Annotated in this window: 22 protein-coding genes; 6 read left to right on the plus strand and 16 right to left on the minus strand. The window is 66.7% G+C overall.

Features of this window, described 5'->3' with window-relative positions:
• Positions 1–37 precede the first annotated feature (37 nt).
• The 4 genes from RCF34_RS04085 (at position 38) to RCF34_RS04100 (ending at position 3275) form a co-directional block, all read left to right on the plus strand.
• The gene (locus RCF34_RS04085; RefSeq protein WP_017642174.1) at positions 38–232 is read left to right on the plus strand and encodes a hypothetical protein; all 195 of its coding nucleotides are present in this window, start codon (positions 38–40) and stop codon (positions 230–232) included.
• Positions 232–987, plus strand: a complete 756-nt coding sequence (locus RCF34_RS04090; RefSeq protein WP_308707023.1) for a hypothetical protein — start codon at positions 232–234, stop codon at positions 985–987. The genes RCF34_RS04085 and RCF34_RS04090 overlap by 1 nt, the downstream gene beginning before the upstream one ends.
• 124 nt (positions 988–1111) lie before the next feature.
• Complete coding sequence (locus tag RCF34_RS04095) at positions 1112–1627, plus strand: DUF4142 domain-containing protein (protein ID WP_308707024.1); 516 nt, start codon at positions 1112–1114, stop codon at positions 1625–1627.
• Between the two features lie 436 nt (positions 1628–2063).
• Complete coding sequence (locus RCF34_RS04100) at positions 2064–3275, plus strand: nitrate/nitrite transporter (protein ID WP_308707025.1); 1212 nt, start codon at positions 2064–2066, stop codon at positions 3273–3275.
• 178 nt (positions 3276–3453) lie between these two features.
• Here the strand turns inward: RCF34_RS04100 and RCF34_RS04105 are convergent, their stop codons facing one another.
• Genes RCF34_RS04105 through RCF34_RS04130 form a run of 6 tightly spaced genes read right to left on the minus strand, consistent with a single transcriptional unit; the run spans position 3454 to position 10867 of the window.
• Positions 3454–4026 carry a GNAT family N-acetyltransferase gene (locus RCF34_RS04105; protein WP_308707026.1) on the minus strand — a complete coding sequence of 191 codons (573 nt, stop codon included), beginning with the start codon at positions 4024–4026 and terminating at the stop codon, positions 3454–3456.
• On the minus strand, positions 4023–4559 hold the full coding sequence (locus tag RCF34_RS04110) for a GNAT family N-acetyltransferase (RefSeq protein ID WP_308707027.1): 537 nt from the start codon (positions 4557–4559) through the stop codon (positions 4023–4025). Before RCF34_RS04110 ends, RCF34_RS04105 begins: the two co-directional genes overlap by 4 nt.
• On the minus strand, positions 4556–6208 hold the full coding sequence (locus RCF34_RS04115) for a dipeptide ABC transporter ATP-binding protein (RefSeq protein WP_308707028.1): 1653 nt from the start codon (positions 6206–6208) through the stop codon (positions 4556–4558). The genes RCF34_RS04110 and RCF34_RS04115 overlap by 4 nt, the downstream gene beginning before the upstream one ends.
• Positions 6205–7662 carry an ABC transporter permease gene (locus RCF34_RS04120; protein ID WP_308707029.1) on the minus strand — a complete coding sequence of 486 codons (1458 nt, stop codon included), beginning with the start codon at positions 7660–7662 and terminating at the stop codon, positions 6205–6207. The genes RCF34_RS04115 and RCF34_RS04120 overlap by 4 nt, the downstream gene beginning before the upstream one ends.
• A gap of 5 nt (positions 7663–7667) precedes the next feature.
• Positions 7668–8645, minus strand: a complete 978-nt coding sequence (locus RCF34_RS04125; RefSeq protein ID WP_308707030.1) for an ABC transporter permease — start codon at positions 8643–8645, stop codon at positions 7668–7670.
• Positions 8642–10867, minus strand: coding sequence for an ABC transporter substrate-binding protein (locus tag RCF34_RS04130; RefSeq protein WP_308707031.1), 2226 nt, complete (start codon positions 10865–10867; stop codon positions 8642–8644). Before RCF34_RS04130 ends, RCF34_RS04125 begins: the two co-directional genes overlap by 4 nt.
• 87 nt (positions 10868–10954) lie before the next feature.
• On the opposite strand from RCF34_RS04130, the gene RCF34_RS04135 reads away from it, so the two are divergent.
• A complete protein-coding gene (locus tag RCF34_RS04135) occupies positions 10955–11461 on the plus strand; it encodes a cupin domain-containing protein (RefSeq protein ID WP_308707032.1) in 507 nt (168 codons plus the stop codon).
• A gap of 232 nt (positions 11462–11693) precedes the next feature.
• On the opposite strand, the gene aroQ is transcribed toward RCF34_RS04135, so the two are convergent.
• The 6 genes from aroQ to RCF34_RS04165 are packed head-to-tail and all read right to left on the minus strand — an operon-like array spanning position 11694 to position 16002.
• A complete protein-coding gene (gene aroQ, locus RCF34_RS04140) occupies positions 11694–12140 on the minus strand; it encodes a type II 3-dehydroquinate dehydratase (RefSeq protein WP_308707033.1) in 447 nt (148 codons plus the stop codon).
• An 8-nt stretch (positions 12141–12148) separates the two neighbouring features.
• Positions 12149–12967 (minus strand): shikimate dehydrogenase, encoded by an 819-nt coding sequence (gene aroE / locus RCF34_RS04145; protein WP_308707034.1) that lies wholly within the window; start codon positions 12965–12967, stop codon positions 12149–12151.
• Positions 12964–14196 carry a CaiB/BaiF CoA-transferase family protein gene (locus tag RCF34_RS04150; RefSeq protein WP_308707035.1) on the minus strand — a complete coding sequence of 411 codons (1233 nt, stop codon included), beginning with the start codon at positions 14194–14196 and terminating at the stop codon, positions 12964–12966. Before RCF34_RS04150 ends, aroE begins: the two co-directional genes overlap by 4 nt.
• On the minus strand, positions 14193–14651 hold the full coding sequence (locus RCF34_RS04155; RefSeq protein ID WP_308707036.1) for a MaoC family dehydratase: 459 nt from the start codon (positions 14649–14651) through the stop codon (positions 14193–14195). Before RCF34_RS04155 ends, RCF34_RS04150 begins: the two co-directional genes overlap by 4 nt.
• Before the next feature lie 8 nt (positions 14652–14659).
• The gene (locus RCF34_RS04160) at positions 14660–15055 is read right to left on the minus strand and encodes a VOC family protein (RefSeq protein WP_308707037.1); all 396 of its coding nucleotides are present in this window, start codon (positions 15053–15055) and stop codon (positions 14660–14662) included.
• Positions 15052–16002 (minus strand): ketopantoate reductase family protein, encoded by a 951-nt coding sequence (locus tag RCF34_RS04165; protein ID WP_308707038.1) that lies wholly within the window; start codon positions 16000–16002, stop codon positions 15052–15054. Before RCF34_RS04165 ends, RCF34_RS04160 begins: the two co-directional genes overlap by 4 nt.
• Positions 16003–16093: 91 nt before the next feature.
• Here RCF34_RS04165 and RCF34_RS04170 point away from each other — a divergent pair, with 91 nt between their 5' ends.
• Positions 16094–17002, plus strand: a complete 909-nt coding sequence (locus RCF34_RS04170) for a LysR family transcriptional regulator (protein ID WP_308707039.1) — start codon at positions 16094–16096, stop codon at positions 17000–17002.
• A gap of 65 nt (positions 17003–17067) precedes the next feature.
• Here RCF34_RS04170 and RCF34_RS04175 read toward each other — a convergent pair whose 3' ends face one another.
• The 4 genes from RCF34_RS04175 to RCF34_RS04190 form a co-directional block, all read right to left on the minus strand.
• Positions 17068–17514, minus strand: coding sequence for an Hsp20 family protein (locus RCF34_RS04175; protein ID WP_007160292.1), 447 nt, complete (start codon positions 17512–17514; stop codon positions 17068–17070).
• Positions 17515–17643: 129 nt separating this feature from the next.
• Complete coding sequence (locus RCF34_RS04180) at positions 17644–17802, minus strand: hypothetical protein (RefSeq protein ID WP_308707040.1); 159 nt, start codon at positions 17800–17802, stop codon at positions 17644–17646.
• On the minus strand, positions 17799–18383 hold the full coding sequence (locus RCF34_RS04185; protein WP_308707041.1) for an alpha-ketoglutarate-dependent dioxygenase AlkB: 585 nt from the start codon (positions 18381–18383) through the stop codon (positions 17799–17801). Before RCF34_RS04185 ends, RCF34_RS04180 begins: the two co-directional genes overlap by 4 nt.
• A gap of 2 nt (positions 18384–18385) precedes the next feature.
• On the minus strand, positions 18386–18652 hold the full coding sequence (locus tag RCF34_RS04190; RefSeq protein WP_273805913.1) for an aspartate-semialdehyde dehydrogenase: 267 nt from the start codon (positions 18650–18652) through the stop codon (positions 18386–18388).
• Positions 18653–18756 lie beyond the last annotated feature (104 nt).

An 18756-nucleotide genomic window follows, 5' to 3' on the forward strand; every position in this document is an offset into this window, starting at 1 on the left:
AAGCTATAAGCGCCTAGTGCATCCTCAGGACACCTCCATGCTGAAAGGCCTGTTCAACCTGCTCAAATCGCCCTCCGCGGACGACCTCAAGCTGGCCGCGAGCATCAACAACTCCTACAAGTCCATGCGCGTGGTCGGCCGTGGCACCCTGCGCATCGATCCGGCGGAGGTCTTCGACTCCCCCGAATTCAAGGAAGACCTGGACCGCGCCCGGCGGCTCATCAACCGCTGATGTTCCTGCTGCTGCTCCTGCCGATCCTGGTCAGCGGTTTTCTCGTCTGCCACAAACACCCGCTGTACTTCTATCGCCTGCACCGCTACGAGGGCCAGTACCTCTATCTGCAGAGCGCGCGCTTCGGTCTGTTCTGCACCCTGCTCGCCGTGAGCCTGCACCTGGGCATCGCCCACTTGCTGCAGGGGCGCAGCTGGTCATGGGGCGAGCGGACCTTTTCCCTAGACTATTTCGCCGGTCTCGCCGAGCTGCTGCGGCGTACCGGCACCCTGGACGATCCGCTGCAGGCCGCCTGGATCCTGCTGGTAACGGTGACCGCCCTGTTGATTCCTGGCGCCTGGGCCGCACTGGCGCGCTGGACCATCAAGCGCAAGTACGGGCTCACCGAGGACAACTACCGCACCTTCATCCTCGCCGGCATCCTCAAGGACAGTCCGCTGGACGATCTGCTGATGACCGCCTCCATCAACCGGGAGACGCTGATGCTGACCCTGGAAGAGCGCAAGGTGTACGTCGGCCGCATCACCACCCTGGGCGAACCGAGCGAAACGCAAGGGGCCGACCAGGACGTCTGCATCAAGCCGATCATGAGCGGCTACCGCGACAAGGACAAACTCTGGGTGACCTTCACCACCCACTATGCGGACAAGGGCAAGGACATCTACCTGACCCTGAAACAGAGCCAGATCGTCTCGGCGACGCGCTTCGATTTCGACGCCTATGAAGCGTTTCGCTCAAGCGTAGGCCGCAATTGATGCGGCTTGGCGACGCTTTCGCAGGGAACGTATGACTTTTTAGGCAGGTCCCATTTTGCAGGCGCGTTCACTGCCACGCGGTGACGCCCTTTCCTAACTGCCCAAGAAAATCAGGAGCACGTCCATGACGCCCATGCTGAAGAAAGCCTCCAGCCTGTCTCTCGCCATCCTGCTGGCTGCCGGTGCCGGTCTGGCCCAGGCCGCCGACAAGCTGTCTCCGGCCGAATTCGTCGACGACGCCTCGGCCAAGGGCATCGCCGAGATCGAAGCAGGCAAGCTGGCCTTGGAAAAGAGCAAGTCGCAGGACATCAAGACCTTCGCCCAGAGCATGATCGACGACCACACCAAGGCCAACGAGCAGCTCAAGAGCCTGGCCCAGGAGAAGAAGCTGAAAGTCTCCACCGACGCCGAGCTGATGGACAAGGCCAAGGCCATGATCCTGCAGGTGCGTGACGACTCCTTCGATCGCTCCTATGCCAACAACCAGGTCGTGGCCCACGAGCAGACCATCGAGATCTTCCGCAACGAAGCCAAGACCAGCGATGACGCTGCGCTGAAGGCCTTCGCCGAGAAGACCCTGCCGAAGCTGGAGCACCACCTTCAGGAAGCCAAGGCGCTGCAGACCAAGTACGCCAAGTAATAGTACTGGCCGTAGGTCGGGTTGAGACGGCCTTATCGTCGAAGCCCAACAGTGCCATGACCCCGCGGCACTGTCGGGCTTCGCTGCGCTCAACCCAACCTACAGGTACCGTGGCCATGGCTTCGGCATAACGGACTCGTCAGGCCAAAACGATTCACAGGTCATAGTGCTCGGCGCCATCGAGCGCCAATAAAGGGCGAAGGTCTGGAGCTGCGCCCAATCCTTGGGCGGCAACTTACCCCCGATACCCGGCCCCGACTCCTCCAGACCCCGTCTGGTCAGGGCTCGCGCGAATTGGCTTCGCTCTTGCAAAGGCCTCGGTAGCGGTGGCCAACGGCGGTCACCCCAATCGACAAAGGCGTCAGTTCACCTCCCGGCAACGGGCAAGGGTGACTGACGCCTTTTTTCATGCCTGTGACGTGCCCGAGGTGTCTCCATGAGTCCCAGTTTCTGGAAAGCCGGCCATGCGCCGACCCTGTTCGCCGCCTTCCTCTACTTCGACCTGAGCTTCATGGTCTGGTACGTGCTCGGCCCCATGGCCGTGCAGATCGCCACCGACCTGCAGCTGACCACCCAGCAGCGCAGCATGATGGTCGCCACGCCCATCCTCGCCGGTGCCGTCCTGCGCCTGATCCTGGGCTTCGTCGCCGATCGGCTTTCACCCAAGACCGCCGGCATCATCGGCCAGGTGGTGGTGATCCTGGCGCTGCTGGTGGCCTGGCAGCATGGCGTGCACAGCTATGAGCAGACCCTGGTGCTGGGCCTGTTCCTCGGTTTCGCCGGCGCCTCCTTCGCCGTGGCCCTGCCGCTGGCTTCCCAGTGGTATCCGCCGCAGCACCAGGGCAAGGCCCTGGGCATCGCCGGCGCCGGCAACTCCGGCACGGTGTTCGCCGCCCTCTTCGCCCCGGCGCTGGCCAAGGCCTTTGGCTGGACCAACGTGTTCGGCTTCGCGCTGGTCCCGCTGATCCTCACCCTAATGGTCTTCGTGCTCTGCGCCCGCAACGCCCCGGAACGTCCGGCACCGAAGACGCTGGTGGACTATGGTCGCGCACTGAACGACAAGGACAGCTGGTGGTTCATGTTCTTCTACAGCGTGACCTTCGGCGGCTTCCTCGGCCTCGCCAGCACCCTCCCCGGCTATTTCCATGACCAGTACGCCCTGGAGCCGGTGGTGGCCGGCTACTACACCGCGGCCTGCGTCTTCGGCGGCAGCCTGATGCGGCCCCTGGGCGGTGCCCTGGCCGATCGCATCGGCGGGATCCGCGCACTGCTCGGCATGTATACCGTGGCGGCCATCTGCATCGCCGCCGTGGGCTTCCACCTGCCCAGCGCCATGGCCGCCCTGGCCCTGTTCGTGGTGGCCATGCTCAGCCTGGGTGCCGGCAACGGCGCGGTGTTCCAGCTGGTCCCCCAGCGCTTCCGCAAGGAAATCGGCGTCATGACCGGCCTGATCGGCATGGCGGGCGGCATCGGCGGCTTCGCCCTTACCGCCGGCCTGGGTGCGGTCAAGCAGGCCACCGGTGACTATCAGCTCGGCCTCTGGCTGTTCGCTGGCCTGGGCGTGCTCGCCTGGTTCGGCCTACTCAGCGTCAAGCGCCGCTGGCGCACCACCTGGGGCTCCGCTGCCGTTACCGCAGCGCGGGTCTGAGACCCTACTCAAAGTCTGCTGCGCGTTGGTCAAACTGCGTTGAAAATGGCTTCGGAATGCTCATTTACCATTCGTAAACTCCGCTTTCTCAGCCATTTCCGCCTTGTTTGTCGCTAGCTCGCGAGACTTAGAACAGGGTCTGAGGGAAGTCCGGCGGCCAGGGGCCGCCGGTTTTCATTCAGGGAGTGGGACGTACATAGCTGGTCAGCACGTGATCCCGCCAGACGCCGTCGATCTCCAGATAGCGCCGCGCTAGGCCCTCGCGCTCGAAGCCGAGGCTCTGGAGCAGATGAGCGCTGCGCAGGTTGTCCGGCAGATGGTTGGCCATGATGCGATTCAGGCCCAGCTCGGCGATGACGAAATCGCGGCCCAGGCGGATGGCATGGCGCATCAGCCCGCGTCCCTGCCAGGCTGCATCCAGGCCGTAGCCCAGGTAGCAGGCCTGGAAACCGCCGCGAACCATCTGGCTGAAATTCACCGTACCTATCACCAGCGGCCCCGCCCGCAGCACCAGGCGCAATTCGCTCAGGCCCGGCCCGCCGGCACGGTAGGCAGCCGCCTGCCCCTGCCATTGCGCCAGGGTATAGAAGGCATCCGAGCGCCGTGGCATCGACAGCGCCAGGTGCTGCCGATTGCGCCGGTAGTAGTCGGCCACCGCGGCGGGATCCGCCAGGGTCAGGTCGATCAGTTCCACCGCCTCGGTCACGGCGAAGCGGGGTGGATACTGCAGCGGAACGCTCAGGGCGGTCATGGCTTCACCTGCGGCGGCAATTCATAGACCCAGGTGGCGCAGCGCTGCCCGTCCGGACCTTCCCGATCGTTTTCCAGCACCCGGACGCGCCGGAAACCCACCCGTTCGGCGAGGCGCTGGCTGGAGTCGTTGGCGGCCGAGGTGGTGAGAAAGAGCCCCGCCGCGCCGCGCTGCTCGACGAAGTAGCGCAGCGCGGTGGTCATCAGGCCCTGGCCGGTATGCAGGCTGTGCAGCCAGTAGCCGACCTCATAGCGCCGCCCGCCGTCCAGTGGGGTGAGCCCCAGGCAGCCGAGCAACTCGTCACCGCGCACCAGGAAGTAGCGTTTCTCGCCCTGGGCCAGGGTGAAGGCACCACGTGCGGCGAGCAGGCTGTCGCGGGCCTGGGCAACGGTGGTCCGTTCGCGCGCCCAGCCGAGGAAGCGGCGGTGCTCCGCATAACTCCAGTTCAGGGCGTCGGCGAAGGCCGCGGCCAGGCGCGGTTGCGGCCAGACCAGCGCGAAGTCGGCCAGGGCGATGCGCGGTGGAAAATTCATGGCGAAGTCCCGAAATCCAGGCGCGGCACGGCGGCCAGCAGGCGCTGGGTCATGGCGTGAGCGGGCGCGCGCAGCACCCGTTCGGCGCTGCCCTGTTCGACGATGCGTCCACCGTCCATCACCGCGATGCGATCGGCCAGGTACTCGACCACGCCGAAATTGTGGGTGATGAACAGGTAGGCCAGCCCCCGCTCCGCCTGGAGCTCGCGCAGGAGATCGAGGATCTGCGCCTGCACCGAGACGTCCAGTGCCGAGGTGGGTTCGTCGCATACCAGTACCTGTGGCTCGACGATCAGCGCCCGGGCGATGGCGATGCGCTGCCGCTGGCCGCCGGAAAATTCGTGGGCGAAGCGCTGCAGGGTGTCGCCGGGCAGGCCGACCCGCTCCACCAGGGCGACGGCGCGACGTTGGCGCTCGGCGGCATCCAGCTCGGGACGCAGCGCCAGCAAGCCCTGCTCCAGGGTGGCGCCGATGCGCATGCGCGGATCCAGCGAAGCGAAGGGGTCCTGGAAGACGATCTGGATCTGCCGTCGGAGCCGCTGCAGGGTGCGCCGATCGGCCCTGAGCAGGTCCGCGCCGCCCAGCTGGGCGCTGCCGCTGATGCGCGGCCCATCGAGCAGGCGCAGCAGGGCCTTGCCGGTGGTGGTCTTGCCGCAACCGGATTCGCCCAGCAGGGCCAGGGTCTCGCCGGCGTGCAGGTCGAAGCTCACCCCATCCACCGCCTTGACCCAGTCCCGCGTCCGGCCCCAGGCCCCGCGACGGATCGGATAGTGCACGGCCAGGTCGCGCACCTCCAGCAATCGTTCGCCCGGCTGGCGTTCGGGCAAGGCGCACGGGCTACCGGCCAGGGTCTGGCCGCGCTTGGCGAAGGTGGGAATGGCGGCGAACAGCTCGCGGGCATAGGGATGACGGGGGGCCTCGAAGAACTCCGCGGCCGGGGCGCTTTCGACGATCTCGCCATGGCGCATCAGGGCCACGTGATCGGCCACCTGGTGCACCACCGCCAGATCGTGGGTGATGAGCAGGATGGCCATGCCCAGCTCGTGCTGGATATCGGCCAGCAGCGCGAGGATCTGTGCCTGGACGGTGACGTCCAGCGCCGTGGTGGGTTCGTCGGCGATCAGCAGGTCCGGTTCGGCGGCCAGCGCCAGGGCGAGCATGATGCGCTGCTTCTGGCCACCGGAGAACTGGAAGGGATAGTCGTCGATCCGCCGCTCCGGCTCGGGGATGCCGACCCGGCGCAGCCAGTCCACTACCCGGGCACGGGCGGCGGCGCCGCGCAGCGCGGTATGGGCGCGCAGGGTCTCTTCGATCTGCTCGCCGATGCGCATGACCGGATTCAGGCTGGTGGCGGGCTCCTGGAAGATGGTGCCAACGCGCCCGCCGCGCAGTTCGCGCAGGCGTCCTTCCGGCAGTCGATGCAGATCGGTACCCGCCAGCAGCGCCGCGCCGCGGGCGATGCCCAGCGAAGGCGGTAGTAGCCGCAGCAGCGAGAGTGCGGTGACGCTCTTGCCGCTGCCCGATTCCCCGACCAGGGCGAAGGTCTCGCCGCGGGCGATGGCCAGACTCAGGCCGCGGACCGCCTGGCGCGTGCCCTCCTCGCCTTCGACCAGGATTTCCAGGTCACGAATCTCCAACACCGGGGTCATGGCTGCACCTCGCCCTGGCCGGGGCGACGTCCGAGCCAGGCGGACCTCAGCCGGCGACTGCGCGGATCGAAGGCGTCGCGTACGGCATCGGCGAACAGATTGGCCGCCAGCACCAGGGCCAGCATGAAGGCGAAGGCGCTGAGCAGATTCCACCAGATCATCGGGGTACGGGACATCTCGGTGCGGGCATCGTTGATCATGGAGCCGAAGGAGTTCATGGTCGGGTCGACGCCGATGCCCAGGTAGGAGAGCACCGCCTCGTAGAGCACCAGGCTGGAAAATTCCAGGGTCAGGGTGATGAGCACCAGGTAGAAGACGTTGGGCAGCAGGTGCCGGCGCAGGATGGTGAAATGGGAGACGCCAAAGGCCCGCGCGGCCTGGACGTATTCCAGCTCGCGCAACTTGAGCGCCTCGGCGCGCAGCAGGCGGCAGAGGCCGGCCCAGCCGGTGAGGCCGAGGATCAGGCAGAGCATGAAGAGGCGCAGGTCGGCCCGCGCCGCGCCGGTGTCGAACAGTTCGGGATGGCGGTCGATGAACACCTGCATCATCAGCACGCAGGCCGCCACCAGCAGCACCCCGGGGATGGAGGTCAGGGTGGTGTAGAGGTAGGTGATGACGTCGTCCACCCGGCCCTTGAAATAGCCGGCGGCCAGGCCGAAGCCGATCGCTGGCGGCAGCATGGCCAGGGTGGTCAGGCTGCCGATGACGAAGGCGGTGCGGATGCTCTTGAGCGACTGGTAGAGGACGTCGTTGCCGGTGCCGTCGGTGCCCAGCACGTGATAGCCGCTGGCCAGGGCGATCACGCTGCCGGCCACCAGGCAGACGCCCAGCCAGGTCAGCAGGATGGCGCGCCAGGGCGCGGCGGTCTGGCCACGCAGGATGAGTCCACAGCGGGCCGCGAAACCGCCCGTGTCGCGCAACCGTGCCGCGGCCAGGGCGGCAGTCGTCAGGGCCAGCCCCAGACCGCCGAGCAGGCCCCACGTCAGCCGCTTCAGGACATCGCCCCGCCATTCGGTAGCGGGATCGCTCAACGTGGTACCCGCATGCTTGAGACGCGGGAAGTCCCGCAGCGGCGTACCCTCGGCACTGGTGCCCAGGGTTTCCTTGGTGAACTGGTGGGTGGCGAGCGGCGCGGAATAGGTCTTCTCGCGCTGGGTCAGGCTGGTGTCGGCCAGCAGGCCGTCGAGCGCCGAGAGCACCGTGGGCGAATAGATCGGCGCCGTGGCACCGGGCGTGGCGGGCAACTGAGGCCGGTAGTGCACCGAATCCAGCAGGGCGATGGCGACGAAGCCGGCCAGCACCACGGCCGCGCTCATCGCCGGAGCATCCTGCAGCACCCGGCGCCAACTGGCGCGCAGGTCCGGCTGGCGACGCGCACGCCAGGCGTAGAACAGGCTGCAGGCCACCAGCAGGTAAAGGGCGAGGTCGGTCCAGAGCAAGACGAATTTCGGCATGGCGGCTACCTGAAGCGAACGCGCGGATCGGCGAGGGTGTAGGACAGGTCCGCCAGGATCAGGCCGACGATGTAGAGCACCGACCCCAGGAACACCATGGTGCGGACCACGGCGAAGTCCTGGCCGTTGATGGCGTCGATGGTGTAGCTGCCCAGGCCCGGAATGCCAAAGAAGGATTCGGCGATCAGGCTGCCCATGATCAGCAGTGGAATGGCCGACACCACCCCGGTGAGGATCGGCAGCGCGGCATTGCGCAGCACATGGCGCACGAGCACCTGGCGCTCGGCCAGCCCCTTGGCACGGGCGGTGCGCACATAGTCCTTGCCGATCTCTTCGAGAAACAGCGCGCGATAGAAGCGCGCCTGGCTGCCCAACCCGGAAATCACCGCCACCAGCACCGGCAGTGCCAGGAAGCGCAGCAGGTTCCAGCCCTCTTCATAACCCGAATAGGGCACCAGGCGCAGGATCTTCGCGAACAGCCACTGGCCGGCGATGATGTAGAACAGCGAGGAGATCGACAGCAGCAGCACGCAGAGCACCACGCCCCAGAAGTCCAGCCGGGTGGCGCGAAAGAACACCAGCAGCAGGGCGAAACCGACGCTGGCGACCAGCCCGAGGACAAAGGTCGGCAGCGCCAGCGCCAGACTCGGTCCGGCGCGCTCGGCAATTTCCCGGCCGATGTCGCGACCGCTGTCGGAGGTGCCGAAGTCGAATACCAGCAGACTGACCGACCGGTCGAAGAAGAGTGTATCGGTGAACCGCTCAGCTCCTTCACGGGTGGTATTAATGAGCAGTGGTTTGTCGTAGCCGTGCTCCGCCTTCCAGTCCTCGATGGCTTCGGCGGTGACGTACTTGCCGCCGATGGCCAGGCGCGCCATGTCGTCCGGGGTGTTGACGGTAAAGAACAGCAGGAAGGTCAGCAGATTCACGCCGATCAGGATGAGCACGCCATAGGCCAGGCGCCGCAGTAGATAGCCGATCATGGCCGCCCCTCCCCGGTCTCGTCGCCAAAGGCGGTCTGGCGCTCGCGGCGACGGAGGCTGCGCCAGGCCGGCCAGGCCAGCAGCAACGCCAGACCTGCCAGCAGCCACAGCGGCCAGAGCACCGGCCGGTTCCATTCCAGCACCTTGCGCTCGCGCAGGGCCGGGTCCAGGCGCAGGTAGCGCAGCTGATCGCGCACCATCTGGGTCGGCTTGGCGTTGTAGACCCACTGCTGATAGGCCCCGGCCGACAGGGGATTCCAGCCGAACAGCCAGGGCGCGTCCTGCTGCACCAGGGCGACCATGCGCCGAATCAGGGCGACCTTTTCCGGACCGTCGTCGAGGCTCTTCATCTGCTCGAACAGCCGGTCGTACTCGGGATTGCTGTAGTTGCCGGCATTCTCGCCACCATGCTTGGCCTTGCCCTGGGGGCCGTAGAAAAGGAAGAGGAAGTTCTCGGCGTCGGGATAGTCGGCGTTCCACCCCCAGAAGAAGATCTGCGCCGCGCCCTTGCGCATCTTGTCCTGGAATCTGTTGTAGTCCGAGCCGCGCAGTTCCAGCTGGATACCCAGCTTGGCGGTCTGCTGGCGCATCCAGTCGAACATGGCGCTGTCGCCGCTGGTCTGGGCGTCGTATTGCAGGATCAGCGGCCGCCCGTTCCTGGCGTCGCGGCCATCGGGATAGCCGGCTTCGGCCAGCAGCTGCCTGGCCTCTTCGATGGGCCGCCGCTCGGGCTTGCCGTCCACCAACCGATAGACCACCGGGTTGCTGCCGGCTGGCGGCGCCTCATAGCCCAGCACGCCGGGCGGCAGCGGGCCATTGGCGACCAGGCCGTTGCCGTTGAGGAAGACGGTGATGTAGCTCTCCCAGTCGAAGGCGATGGACAGCGCCTGGCGCAGCTTGCGATTGCGTGCCTGCTGCTCGGGCGTGGCGCCCTGCCCCACCACCGGATCCAGCCAGTTGAAACCCAGGTACCAGTTGGACGCCTCCACCGCGGTGGGCAGCTTGAGGCCGCGCTCGCGATAGAGTTCGGCGGAATCGGCCGAATCACCGGCCTTGGTGCGCAGCGCTACGCCATACTCGCCGCGCTCGACCTGCGGGGTGTCGTAGTAGCCCTGGATGAACTTGCCCATCAGCGGCACCCCTTCCTTTTCCAGGCTGAACACCGCGCGGTCGATCAGCGGCATGGGCTTGCCGCAGTCGTCCAGCCGGCCCTGTTCGCGATCCTCGGGCTCCCCCTCGCAAGGATAGGGATCGGCGTGATAATTGGGATTGCGCTCCAGCACATGGCGGCGATTGGGGATGGATTCGGCCAGCCGATAGGGTCCGCTGCCCACCGGCCAGCTGTTGAAACCGAGGTTGTGCTCGGTCATGCCCGGCTGGCTGTAGAAGCGGTCGGCCTCCCAGGGCACCGGCGCGGCGAAGGTCATGGCCAGCCAGTAGTTGAACTGGGGGTACTTGCCGATCACCCGCAGGCGCAGGGTGTGCTCATCCAGCACCTCGACCCCGGGCAACTCGCCCTGGCGCAGGTCCAGCCAGGGCAGCGGCGCGTCCTTGGGCAGGCGGGCGCGCAGGGCCTTGTCGGCGGCGCGCAGGCCTTCGCCAAAGGCCTGCATGCCGACCAGGTGCTCGGCGAAGATGGCGTAGCTGGGGGAGACCAGCCGCGGACTGGCCAGGCGGCGCAGGCCGTAGGCGTAGTCGGCGGCGGTCAGGGCGCGGCTGCCGGTCTCGGGAAAGTCGGGGATCTGGTAGCGATCGGCCAGGTCGGCGGGCTGGATCGGGAAGTAGCGGTAATGGCCCTGGGCATCCCGGGCGAAAGCCGGATGGGGCGCGTAGCGGGCGTCGCGGCGGATGGGAATGTCGTAGACACTCTGGGCGATCTGCGCGGGCGGCGTGTCGTCCGGCAGGCGCCGGCCCTGGGCATCCAGGTAATAGGGTGCGACCACCCGCTCCGCGCCACGGGGGATCAGTTCATAGGGCCGCTTGAAATAGTGATAGCCATAGAGCGGCTCATAGATGTTGTAGGTGAAGTTGGTCTCGTCGCCGGAATAGGAACTGGCCGGATCCAGGTACTTCGGCGAGCGGGTGGTGAAGGCGGTATAGAGGGTATTCTGGCCTTCGGCCCCGGCCCGGTAGGGGCTGTTGATCGGCGTGTCGTCGGGCGAGCAGCCACCGAGCAGCGCCAGGGTCAGCAGCGCGAGGAGTTGTCTGGACAGTCTGGGCATCGCGTTCCTGCACCGAAAGGACCTGAGGCGGCAGCGTCCGCCTAAACGACTAAGCTTGAGCTATTTTCCCGCGAGGCGCAGCACCCCATGCAATCCCGGAAAGATTTCGACAAGATCGTCCACTGGACCCAGCTCCAGGCCCCGGATGGCCCCGGCTATCCCGACAGTGACGAACGCTTTTCCCTGGGCGCCGCCTTCGGCCGCCACTTCGGCTTCGCCCGCCTGGGCATCCACCATGAATGGCTGCCACCCGGCCGGCGCACCTCAAGGCCCCATGCCGAGGCCACCGAAGACGAATTCGTCTATGTGATCGCGGGCCATCCCACGGCTTGGATCGACGGCCACGCCCACCGGCTCAAGCCGGGCGACGGCGTGGGCTTCAAGGCCGGCGACGGCGTCGCCCATACCTTCATCAACGAGACCACCGAACCGGTGGAGTTGCTGGTGGTGGGCGATGCGACCCGTGCGGACAATCGGCTGCACTATCCGCTGCATCCGGAATACACCGCAGGTCTGGGGGATAAGCAGTGGCAGGACTGTCCCAAGCGGGAATTGGGGCCCCATGCGGGGGAAGCCCGGAAGTCCGGGGAGTAGGCGCAGTCAATGGTGCATGGCCTCTCCCATCTGCCGTGCTCAATGGCTAACCCTGGCCGTTGGGAGCCGCCTCAACCCAACCTACGAAACCCTACCGTAGGTTGGGTTGAGCGCAGCGAAGCCCAACATTACCTTAGCCAGCACCTTTGCGCGTGGAAAACGCTGCGCGGTTTTCCACTCTACGCGGGATCCGTGGGAGCGCACCCTCTCCCTTGGGAAGAGGGTCGGTCGCTCAGGCTTTGCGCGCCTGGGCCGCGCTCACCGCGGCGCGCAGCGCCAGCAGGTAGCTGTCCACGCCGCAGCCGGCGATCTGCCCCAGCACGATCTCGGCGAACACCGAGTGGTGGCGGAAACTCTCGCGCGCATGAATGTTGGACATATGCAGCTCCACCACCGGGACGGTGAGGATCGCCAGGGCGTCGCGGATGCCGTAGCTGTAGTGGGTCCAGGCGCCGGCGTTGATCAGTACCGCGTCGACGCCCTCCTCATAGCCCCGATGGATGCGCTCCACCATCGCCCCTTCGTGGTTGCTCTGGAAGCTTTCCACCTCGACGCCCAGTTCAGCACCCAGGGCCGTTAGCCTGGCGTCGATCTCGGCCAGGGTCACGGTGCCGTACTGCAGCGGATCGCGCTTGCCGAACATGTTGTGGTTGATACCGTGCAGCATCAGGATCTTCATGGGTTCGCTCAGGTCAGGGGAAGGGTCAGCTGGTCGATGACCGGCCGGGTCTCGGGGCGCACGCCGCGCCACCAGGCGAAGGCTTCGGCGGCCTGTTCCACCAGCATGCCCACGCCGTCCGCCAGCTGTGCCACGCCTTGTTCGCGGGCCAGGCGAAGGAAGGGGGTCAGCCCCTTGCCATAGGCCAGTTCATAGGCCAGCGCCGCCTGGGTGAAGATCCCGGCCGGTACAGGCGGCAGTTCGCCGACCAGACTGGCCGAGGTAGCGTTGATCACCAGGTCGAAGGTCTCTCGCTCCAGCGCTGCATAGCCCTTTACGTTAAGCAGCGGGTGCCCGATCTCCTGGGCTAGCTCAGCCGCCTTCCGCCCATCGCGATTGGCCATCACCAACTCCGTCGGTCCCGCCGCGAGAAAGGGCAACAGGGCACCGCGCACCGCGCCACCGGCGCCCAGCAGCAGCACCCGCTTGCCGGCGAGAAGCTGACCGAGATTGACCTCGATGTCACGCAGCAGGCCGATGCCATCGAAGTTCTCCGCCAGCACCCGCCCACCCTCGAACTTCAGCGCATTGGCCGCCCTGGCCAGGCACGCCCGCTCGCTGGATTCGGTGGCCAGCTGGTAGGCCTGCAACTTGAAGGGCGCCGTGACATTCATGCCTCGCCCACCCTGGGCGCGAAAGCGCGCCACGTCACCGGCGAAATCCTCCAGCGAACCCTCGATGGCGCCGTATTCCAGATCTTGCCCGGTGGTGGCGGCGAACAGGCCATGGATCAGCGGCGACTTGGTGTGGTTGATCGGGCGGCCGATCACCGCGTATTGGTCGGTCATGCAGAAGGCTCCTGGCTGAACAGCACGCCATCGGCCTGCAGCCGGGCGATCTCGTCCGCGCTGTAGCCCAGGCTCCGGGCGACGGCAGCGTTGTGCTCACCGAGGTCCGGCGCCACCTGCTGGATGGTGGTGTCGCAGTCGGAAAAGCGGAAGGGCAGATTGGGCAGGCGCAGGGTGCCGAAGCGCGGGTGCTGCTGCTCTTGGATCATGCCGCGCGCCTTGATCTGCGGATCCTCGATCACCTCGTCGATGCGCTGCACCTTGGCGCAGGGCACGTCGATCTCATCGAGCAGCGCCAGCAGCCGCGCGACCGGATTGGCCGCCACCCAGGCCTTGACGATGGGCAGGATGGCTGCGCGATGGGCATTGCGGCCGGTGGAGGTGTGGAAGCGCAGGTCGCTGCCGAAGCCGGGCTGGCCCGCGTCACGTTCCACCAGCAGGGCGAAACGCTTCCAGGATTCGTCCACCTGGGCGGCGATCACCAGATCGCCGTCCTGGGCGCGGAACACGCCATAGAGGGTCGAGGTGGGCATGTCGTGGCCGGTCTGCTGCGGCAGGATCTCGCCGCCGGACAGGGTATAGCACTGCACCGCGTACTCGTGCATCGATACCAGGGTGTCGTACAGCGCCATGTCGATGTGCTGGCCGCGCCCGCTGGTGACCCGGCCCAGCAGCGCGGCGTTGATGGCGGCCACCGCATGGGCACCGGTGTACATGTCGCCCAGGGAGATGCGCAGCAGCGGCGGCGCCTCGCCCGGCGTGCCAACCATCTGCATGATGCCGCTCTTGGCCTCGGCGATCAGCCCGAAGCCGGCGCGATGGGCGTCGGGTCCAGTGTGGCCGTAGGCGGAAATCGAGCAATACACCAGTCGTGGATTGCGCGCCGAAAGCTCCGCGTAACCCAGGCCGAGCCGGTCCAGGGCGCCGGGCCGGTAGTTCTCGATGAAGACATCGGCGCTGTCGCAGAGCTGCTGCATGAAGGCCTTGCCGCGCGGGTCCTTCATGTTGACGCTGACGCCCTGCTTGCCCATGTTGAGTTGCAGGAAGTAGCCGCTCTGCTGATCATCCAAGACGAAGGCGTGCTGGCGGCCGGCATCGCCGCTGCCAGGGCGCTCCACCTTGATGACCTCGGCGCCCAAGGCCGCCAGGCAGCGCCCCACATAGGGGCCGGCGAGGAAGTGGCTGTAGTCGATGACCCTCAGGCCTTGCAGCGGCAGTGGCTGGCTCATACGACGCCCTCCCGTCGCGGCACCATCAGCCGGTGCTCGCCGCGCTGGACGACCTCGCCCTTCTGGTTGATCAGCTCCGAGGGCAGCACCACGATGCCCCAGCCCGGCTTGCTCTTGCTGGGTCTCATGGACCCCACGCGTACCCTGACGTGCAATTCGTCGCCGACGCGGATCGGCAGCAGGAAATCCCAGGTCCAGCCCAGTGACATCCCCGGCAGGAAGCGGTAGTCGCACTGGGTCTTGAGGCCGTCGGCGATGGACAGCCCCATCAGGCCATGGGCGACCAGGCCACCGAAGTGGCTGGCATTGGCATAGGCCTCGTCGACGTGGACCGGGGTGTGGTCACCGGTCAGGTCGGCGTAGGCCAGGATGCGTTCCTGGGTGACCTGGTAGCTCGGGGTGATCGCCTCGTCGCCCTCGCGGGCATCCTCGAAATATTTTTCTGGTAGGGTCATGGTCGCTGTCACTCGGCTTGGCGGGCGTTGACGGCCAGGACGTCGTGCACGGCGCGGGCCGGCACCGCCTGGATGAACTCCAGCGCCAGGCCATCGGGCAGGCGCAGCCAGTTGTGGCCCTGGGGCAGTTGCTCCACGCCCGCGAAACGGTGGGCGGAGGCCAGGGCGGCGTCCAGGTCCTCGCACATCAGCCCCAGATGACCCAGGCGCCCCTCGGCGCCTTCGAAGTCCGGCTTGCTCATGAATTGCATCCCGCCCAGCGTCCAGTACTGACTGGGCTGTTCGACCGTGCCCTGCACCTCGCGCAGGGTCATGCCGAACACCTCGTGGAAGAAGCGGATATGCCAGTGGATGTCCTTCACCCAGATGGCGACGTGTTCCAGATAGGCCTTGGGAATGCTCATGGTGTGGCGTCCTCTCGTTGTCGGTCGGCCAGGGCGCGCTCGATACCCTTGATGCAGGCGACCAGGGTGGCGTTGACCGGCGTGGGCACGCGGTACTGCTGGCCGAGCCGCACCACCGCGCCGTTGATGAAGTCGATTTCGGTGATGGAGCCCTTCTGCAGGCTCTGCAGCAGGGAAGTCTTGAAAGACGTCGGCAACCCTTCGCGTGCCAGCTCCCAGGCAGCCTGCGGCTCGCGCAGGCCCAGCTCGACCCCGGCGACGCGAGCCACTGCGATGGCCTCGCCCACCGCCTGCAGCGCGGTGTCGCGCAGCAGCGGTTCGCTGTAGAGCTGGCCATAGGTGAGCTGGGTGATGCCGGTCAGGGCACCGGTGGCGACGTTGACCAGCAGCTTGTCCCAGAGGGTGCCGCGGATGTTGCCGCTGACCGTGGTAGCCAGTCCCGCGTCCTCGAAGACGGCGGCAACGGCCTGGACGCGCGCCGAGCGCTGGCCGTCGAGCTCGCCGATGATCGTGCGCTTGCCCGCCACCCCGCTGCGGATCCGCCCCGGGCCGAGCAGCACGCCACCGACATAGGTCTTGCCGGCGATCACCCGCTCCTGGCCGACGATCTCGGCCAGCAGCTCTTCGTGGCCGAGGCCGTTCTGCAGCGACAGCACCAGGGTGTGCGGACCGACCAGCGCCTGGGCATGGCTCATGGCCGCGGTGGTGGCGAAGGACTTGACCAGCACCACCACCAGATCCACTACCCCGACCGTCTCGGCGCTGACCGCCGCTCGCACCTGGACCCGACGACTGCCAGCGGCGGTCTCGATTTCCAGGCCGTCACGAACGACCGCGTCGAGATGGGCATTGGGCCGGTTGAGCAGCCAGGTGTCATGCCCGGCTTCGCTCAGCCAGGCACCAAAGGTGCTGCCCAGGGCACCGGCCCCGAGGATGCAGATTTTCATGGCAGAGGCTCCTGATTAGCGCCCTACCCTAGGCCTGGGGATCCTATTGAGCTATACAAAGACCTCAATCCGCCTATCAGGAAAGCTGATAATGCTCCCCACGGACGGCCTGCCCGAACCCAAGCTGCTGATGTTGTTCGAGGTGCTCTATCGCACCGGCAGCGTCACCCGCGCCGCCGAGCAACTGGGCCAGAGCCAGCCCACCATCAGCCTCTGGCTCGGCAAGCTGCGCCGCCAGCTGCGTGACCCGCTGTTCGTGCGCACCCCGGGCGGCATGAAGCCCACGCCCCAGGCCGAAGCCCTGATCACGCCCTGTCGCGAAGTCCTTGAATCCCTGCGCCGCCTGGTCGCCTGGGAGGTCGCCTTCGAGCCCGTCACCGCCCAGCGGCTGTTTCGCCTCTGCCTGAGCGATGCCAGCCACATCACCCTATTGCCACAGATACTGGCGCACCTGCGCGAGGTGGCGCCCGGCGTACGCCTGGAGGTCGCGCGGATCGATGGCAATACCGAACAGGCGCTGGAGATCGGCGAAGCCGACCTGGCAGTCGGCTTCATTCCCTGGCTGGGTGGCAGCCTCTATCAGCAGTTGCTCTTCCCCCAGGACTGGGTCTGCCTGGTCAGCGCCCGCCATCCGCGCCTCGGCGAGCGGTTGACGGCGACGGCCTATGCCGAGGAGGGCCATGTCCTGGTCAGCGCCGGAACCGGGCAGAAGCTGCTGGAAGCGGGTCTGCTGCGCGCCGAGGTGCAGCGCCGGATCGTGCTGGAACTACCCGGCTTTCTCGGCGTTGGCGCGGTGGTGGGCAGCTCCGACCTCATCGTCACCCTGCCGCGGCACATCGGCACCACCCTGGCGGCCACCTACGGTCTCAAGGTCCATGAGTGCCCGGTGCCGATCGAGGGCTTCGCGGTGAGGCAGCACTGGCACGCGCGCTATCACCAGGATGCCGGCAATCGCTGGTTGCGCGGGGTGTTGCTGGAGGTCTTCGGCCACGGCCGCTAGCGCAGAAGCCGGAAACGAAAAAGCCCCAGCACGGGCTGGGGCTCTTGGGCAGGACACCTGGACGATCAGTTGTCCAGGGCCGGGCGCTGGCCGGCGATGGCGATGCGCTTGGGCTTGGCTTCTTCCGGGATCACCCGCACCAGCTCGATGCTCAGCAGGCCGTGCTTGAGATCGGCACCCTTCACCTCGATATGGTCGGCGAGGCGGAAGGACAGCTTGAAGGCGCGCTGGGCGATGCCCTGATGCAGGAAGGTCACGCTCTCGGCGCTGTTCTCGCGCCGGCCACCCTTGACGGTGAGCACGCCACGCTCGACTTCGATCTCCAGGTCATCTTCCTGGAGACCGGCGGCGGCGATCACGATGCGATACTGGTCGTCACCGTGCTTCTCGACGTTGTAGGGCGGATAGGAGCTGCCAGCGTCGTTGCGCAGCGCGGATTCGAACAGGTCGTTGAACCGGTCGAAGCCGACGGAATGACGGAACAGCGGGGCCAGGGACAGTACGTTGCTCATGGTGAATCTCCTGATAGGTTCAGCAAGTTTCGGTATTGCCTGCGGGACCCGACTTCGGCATCCCGCACGAACCTAGATAGGAATTCTCCACCGAATTTCAAGGGCGAAACCCGACGAACGGTAGCACCGCTATTTCTTCTTCGGCTTGCGCTTTTTCTTCCTGGCCTTGGTCAGCGGCAACGCCTGTTCGAAGGCCGAGCGCACCTCCTGCAGGCGGCGCTCCTTGAGGTCGTGGATACGCTTGCCGCGCTCGGTGGTGAAGTCGATGAGATTGCTGTCGTCGCTCATGTGGCTATCCGGCGAAAGGTGAGATTCAGCCGCAACCCGCTGGCTTTGCGGGTCTTGGCGATCTGGTGCTGCCAATGATGCTGGGTCGCGCCGGCCATGACCAGCAGGCTGCCGTGACCCAGTTCCAGGGAATGGCCGATGCGGCTGGTGCCCTTGCGGCGAAAGTCGAAACGCCGCGCGGCCCCGAGATTGAGCGAGGCGATCAGCGGATTGGCGCCAAGACTGGCCTCATCGTCGCTGTGCCAGCCCATGGAGTCCTGGCCGTCGCGATAGCGATTGAGCAGTACGCCGTTGAAGCCCTGGCCGCAGGCCGCCTCGACGTCCTCGCGTATCTCCTGCAGCAAGGGTGTCCAGGGCAAGGCGGCGTGGTCAAGGCCAGCATAGCCGTAGACGACCCCGGGATCGGCATACCACGCCACCTGCCGCGGCACCGGGTGCCAACGGCCGAACACCCGCACCCGCGGCTGGCTCCAGGGCGTCTCGCCATCCAGCTGCTGCAGCCAGGCATCGGCCGTGTCCGTCGGTAACCAGTGGGAATGGAACGCCAGCTCGGCATCGTCCAGTTCCAGGCGCTCGACCATGGCTAGACCCGCAGATCCACCTGGACACCCACCTGCTCCGGCTCTTCCAGGGCCTGGGCGCGCTCGGCGCCGAGCCCCTGGCGCAGGGCTTCGCGCTGCCGGCGGCGGCGACGCGCCTCGCGATCCAGGGTGGCCTCGTCTTCCAGGGGCGCGTGCGCGGTCTCGGCCGCCGCTTGCACGGGCGCTATGGGAGCGATGGCTGGACGCACCGGAGCGGGATCCAGCTGGTTTGGCGGGGTCACGCCGGGCGGCGGAATGACAGGGATCATGACGGGGACCTCGAATTCGCGGACTGCGGCAAAGAGCACGTTAGGCTTCTGACTCCGCTTTCGCTAAAATAGCCGGCTTTTTGATAGCTGGGGAGAAGCTTCCA

Source organism: Pseudomonas sp. 102515, assembly GCF_031085165.1.
Lineage (GTDB): Bacteria > Pseudomonadota > Gammaproteobacteria > Pseudomonadales > Pseudomonadaceae > Chryseomonas.

Bases quoted from the DNA above. Each gene is read 5' to 3' on its own strand.
- RCF34_RS04085 (WP_017642174.1), top strand. From the start codon at position 38: ATGCTGAAAGGCCTGTTCAACCTGCTCAAATCGCCCTCCGCGGACGAC.
- RCF34_RS04090 (WP_308707023.1), top strand. From the start codon at position 232: ATGTTCCTGCTGCTGCTCCTGCCGATCCTGGTCAGCGGTTTTCTCGTC.
- RCF34_RS04095 (WP_308707024.1), top strand. From the start codon at position 1,112: ATGACGCCCATGCTGAAGAAAGCCTCCAGCCTGTCTCTCGCCATCCTG.
- RCF34_RS04100 (WP_308707025.1), top strand. From the start codon at position 2,064: ATGAGTCCCAGTTTCTGGAAAGCCGGCCATGCGCCGACCCTGTTCGCC.
- RCF34_RS04105 (WP_308707026.1), bottom strand. From the start codon at position 4,026: ATGACCGCCCTGAGCGTTCCGCTGCAGTATCCACCCCGCTTCGCCGTG.
- RCF34_RS04110 (WP_308707027.1), bottom strand. From the start codon at position 4,559: ATGAATTTTCCACCGCGCATCGCCCTGGCCGACTTCGCGCTGGTCTGG.
- RCF34_RS04115 (WP_308707028.1), bottom strand. From the start codon at position 6,208: ATGACCCCGGTGTTGGAGATTCGTGACCTGGAAATCCTGGTCGAAGGC.
- RCF34_RS04120 (WP_308707029.1), bottom strand. From the start codon at position 7,662: ATGCCGAAATTCGTCTTGCTCTGGACCGACCTCGCCCTTTACCTGCTG.
- RCF34_RS04125 (WP_308707030.1), bottom strand. From the start codon at position 8,645: ATGATCGGCTATCTACTGCGGCGCCTGGCCTATGGCGTGCTCATCCTG.
- RCF34_RS04130 (WP_308707031.1), bottom strand. From the start codon at position 10,867: ATGCCCAGACTGTCCAGACAACTCCTCGCGCTGCTGACCCTGGCGCTG.
- RCF34_RS04135 (WP_308707032.1), top strand. From the start codon at position 10,955: ATGCAATCCCGGAAAGATTTCGACAAGATCGTCCACTGGACCCAGCTC.
- aroQ (WP_308707033.1), bottom strand. From the start codon at position 12,140: ATGAAGATCCTGATGCTGCACGGTATCAACCACAACATGTTCGGCAAG.
- aroE (WP_308707034.1), bottom strand. From the start codon at position 12,967: ATGACCGACCAATACGCGGTGATCGGCCGCCCGATCAACCACACCAAG.
- RCF34_RS04150 (WP_308707035.1), bottom strand. From the start codon at position 14,196: ATGAGCCAGCCACTGCCGCTGCAAGGCCTGAGGGTCATCGACTACAGC.
- RCF34_RS04155 (WP_308707036.1), bottom strand. From the start codon at position 14,651: ATGACCCTACCAGAAAAATATTTCGAGGATGCCCGCGAGGGCGACGAG.
- RCF34_RS04160 (WP_308707037.1), bottom strand. From the start codon at position 15,055: ATGAGCATTCCCAAGGCCTATCTGGAACACGTCGCCATCTGGGTGAAG.
- RCF34_RS04165 (WP_308707038.1), bottom strand. From the start codon at position 16,002: ATGAAAATCTGCATCCTCGGGGCCGGTGCCCTGGGCAGCACCTTTGGT.
- RCF34_RS04170 (WP_308707039.1), top strand. From the start codon at position 16,094: ATGCTCCCCACGGACGGCCTGCCCGAACCCAAGCTGCTGATGTTGTTC.
- RCF34_RS04175 (WP_007160292.1), bottom strand. From the start codon at position 17,514: ATGAGCAACGTACTGTCCCTGGCCCCGCTGTTCCGTCATTCCGTCGGC.
- RCF34_RS04180 (WP_308707040.1), bottom strand. From the start codon at position 17,802: ATGAGCGACGACAGCAATCTCATCGACTTCACCACCGAGCGCGGCAAG.
- RCF34_RS04185 (WP_308707041.1), bottom strand. From the start codon at position 18,383: ATGGTCGAGCGCCTGGAACTGGACGATGCCGAGCTGGCGTTCCATTCC.
- RCF34_RS04190 (WP_273805913.1), bottom strand. From the start codon at position 18,652: ATGATCCCTGTCATTCCGCCGCCCGGCGTGACCCCGCCAAACCAGCTG.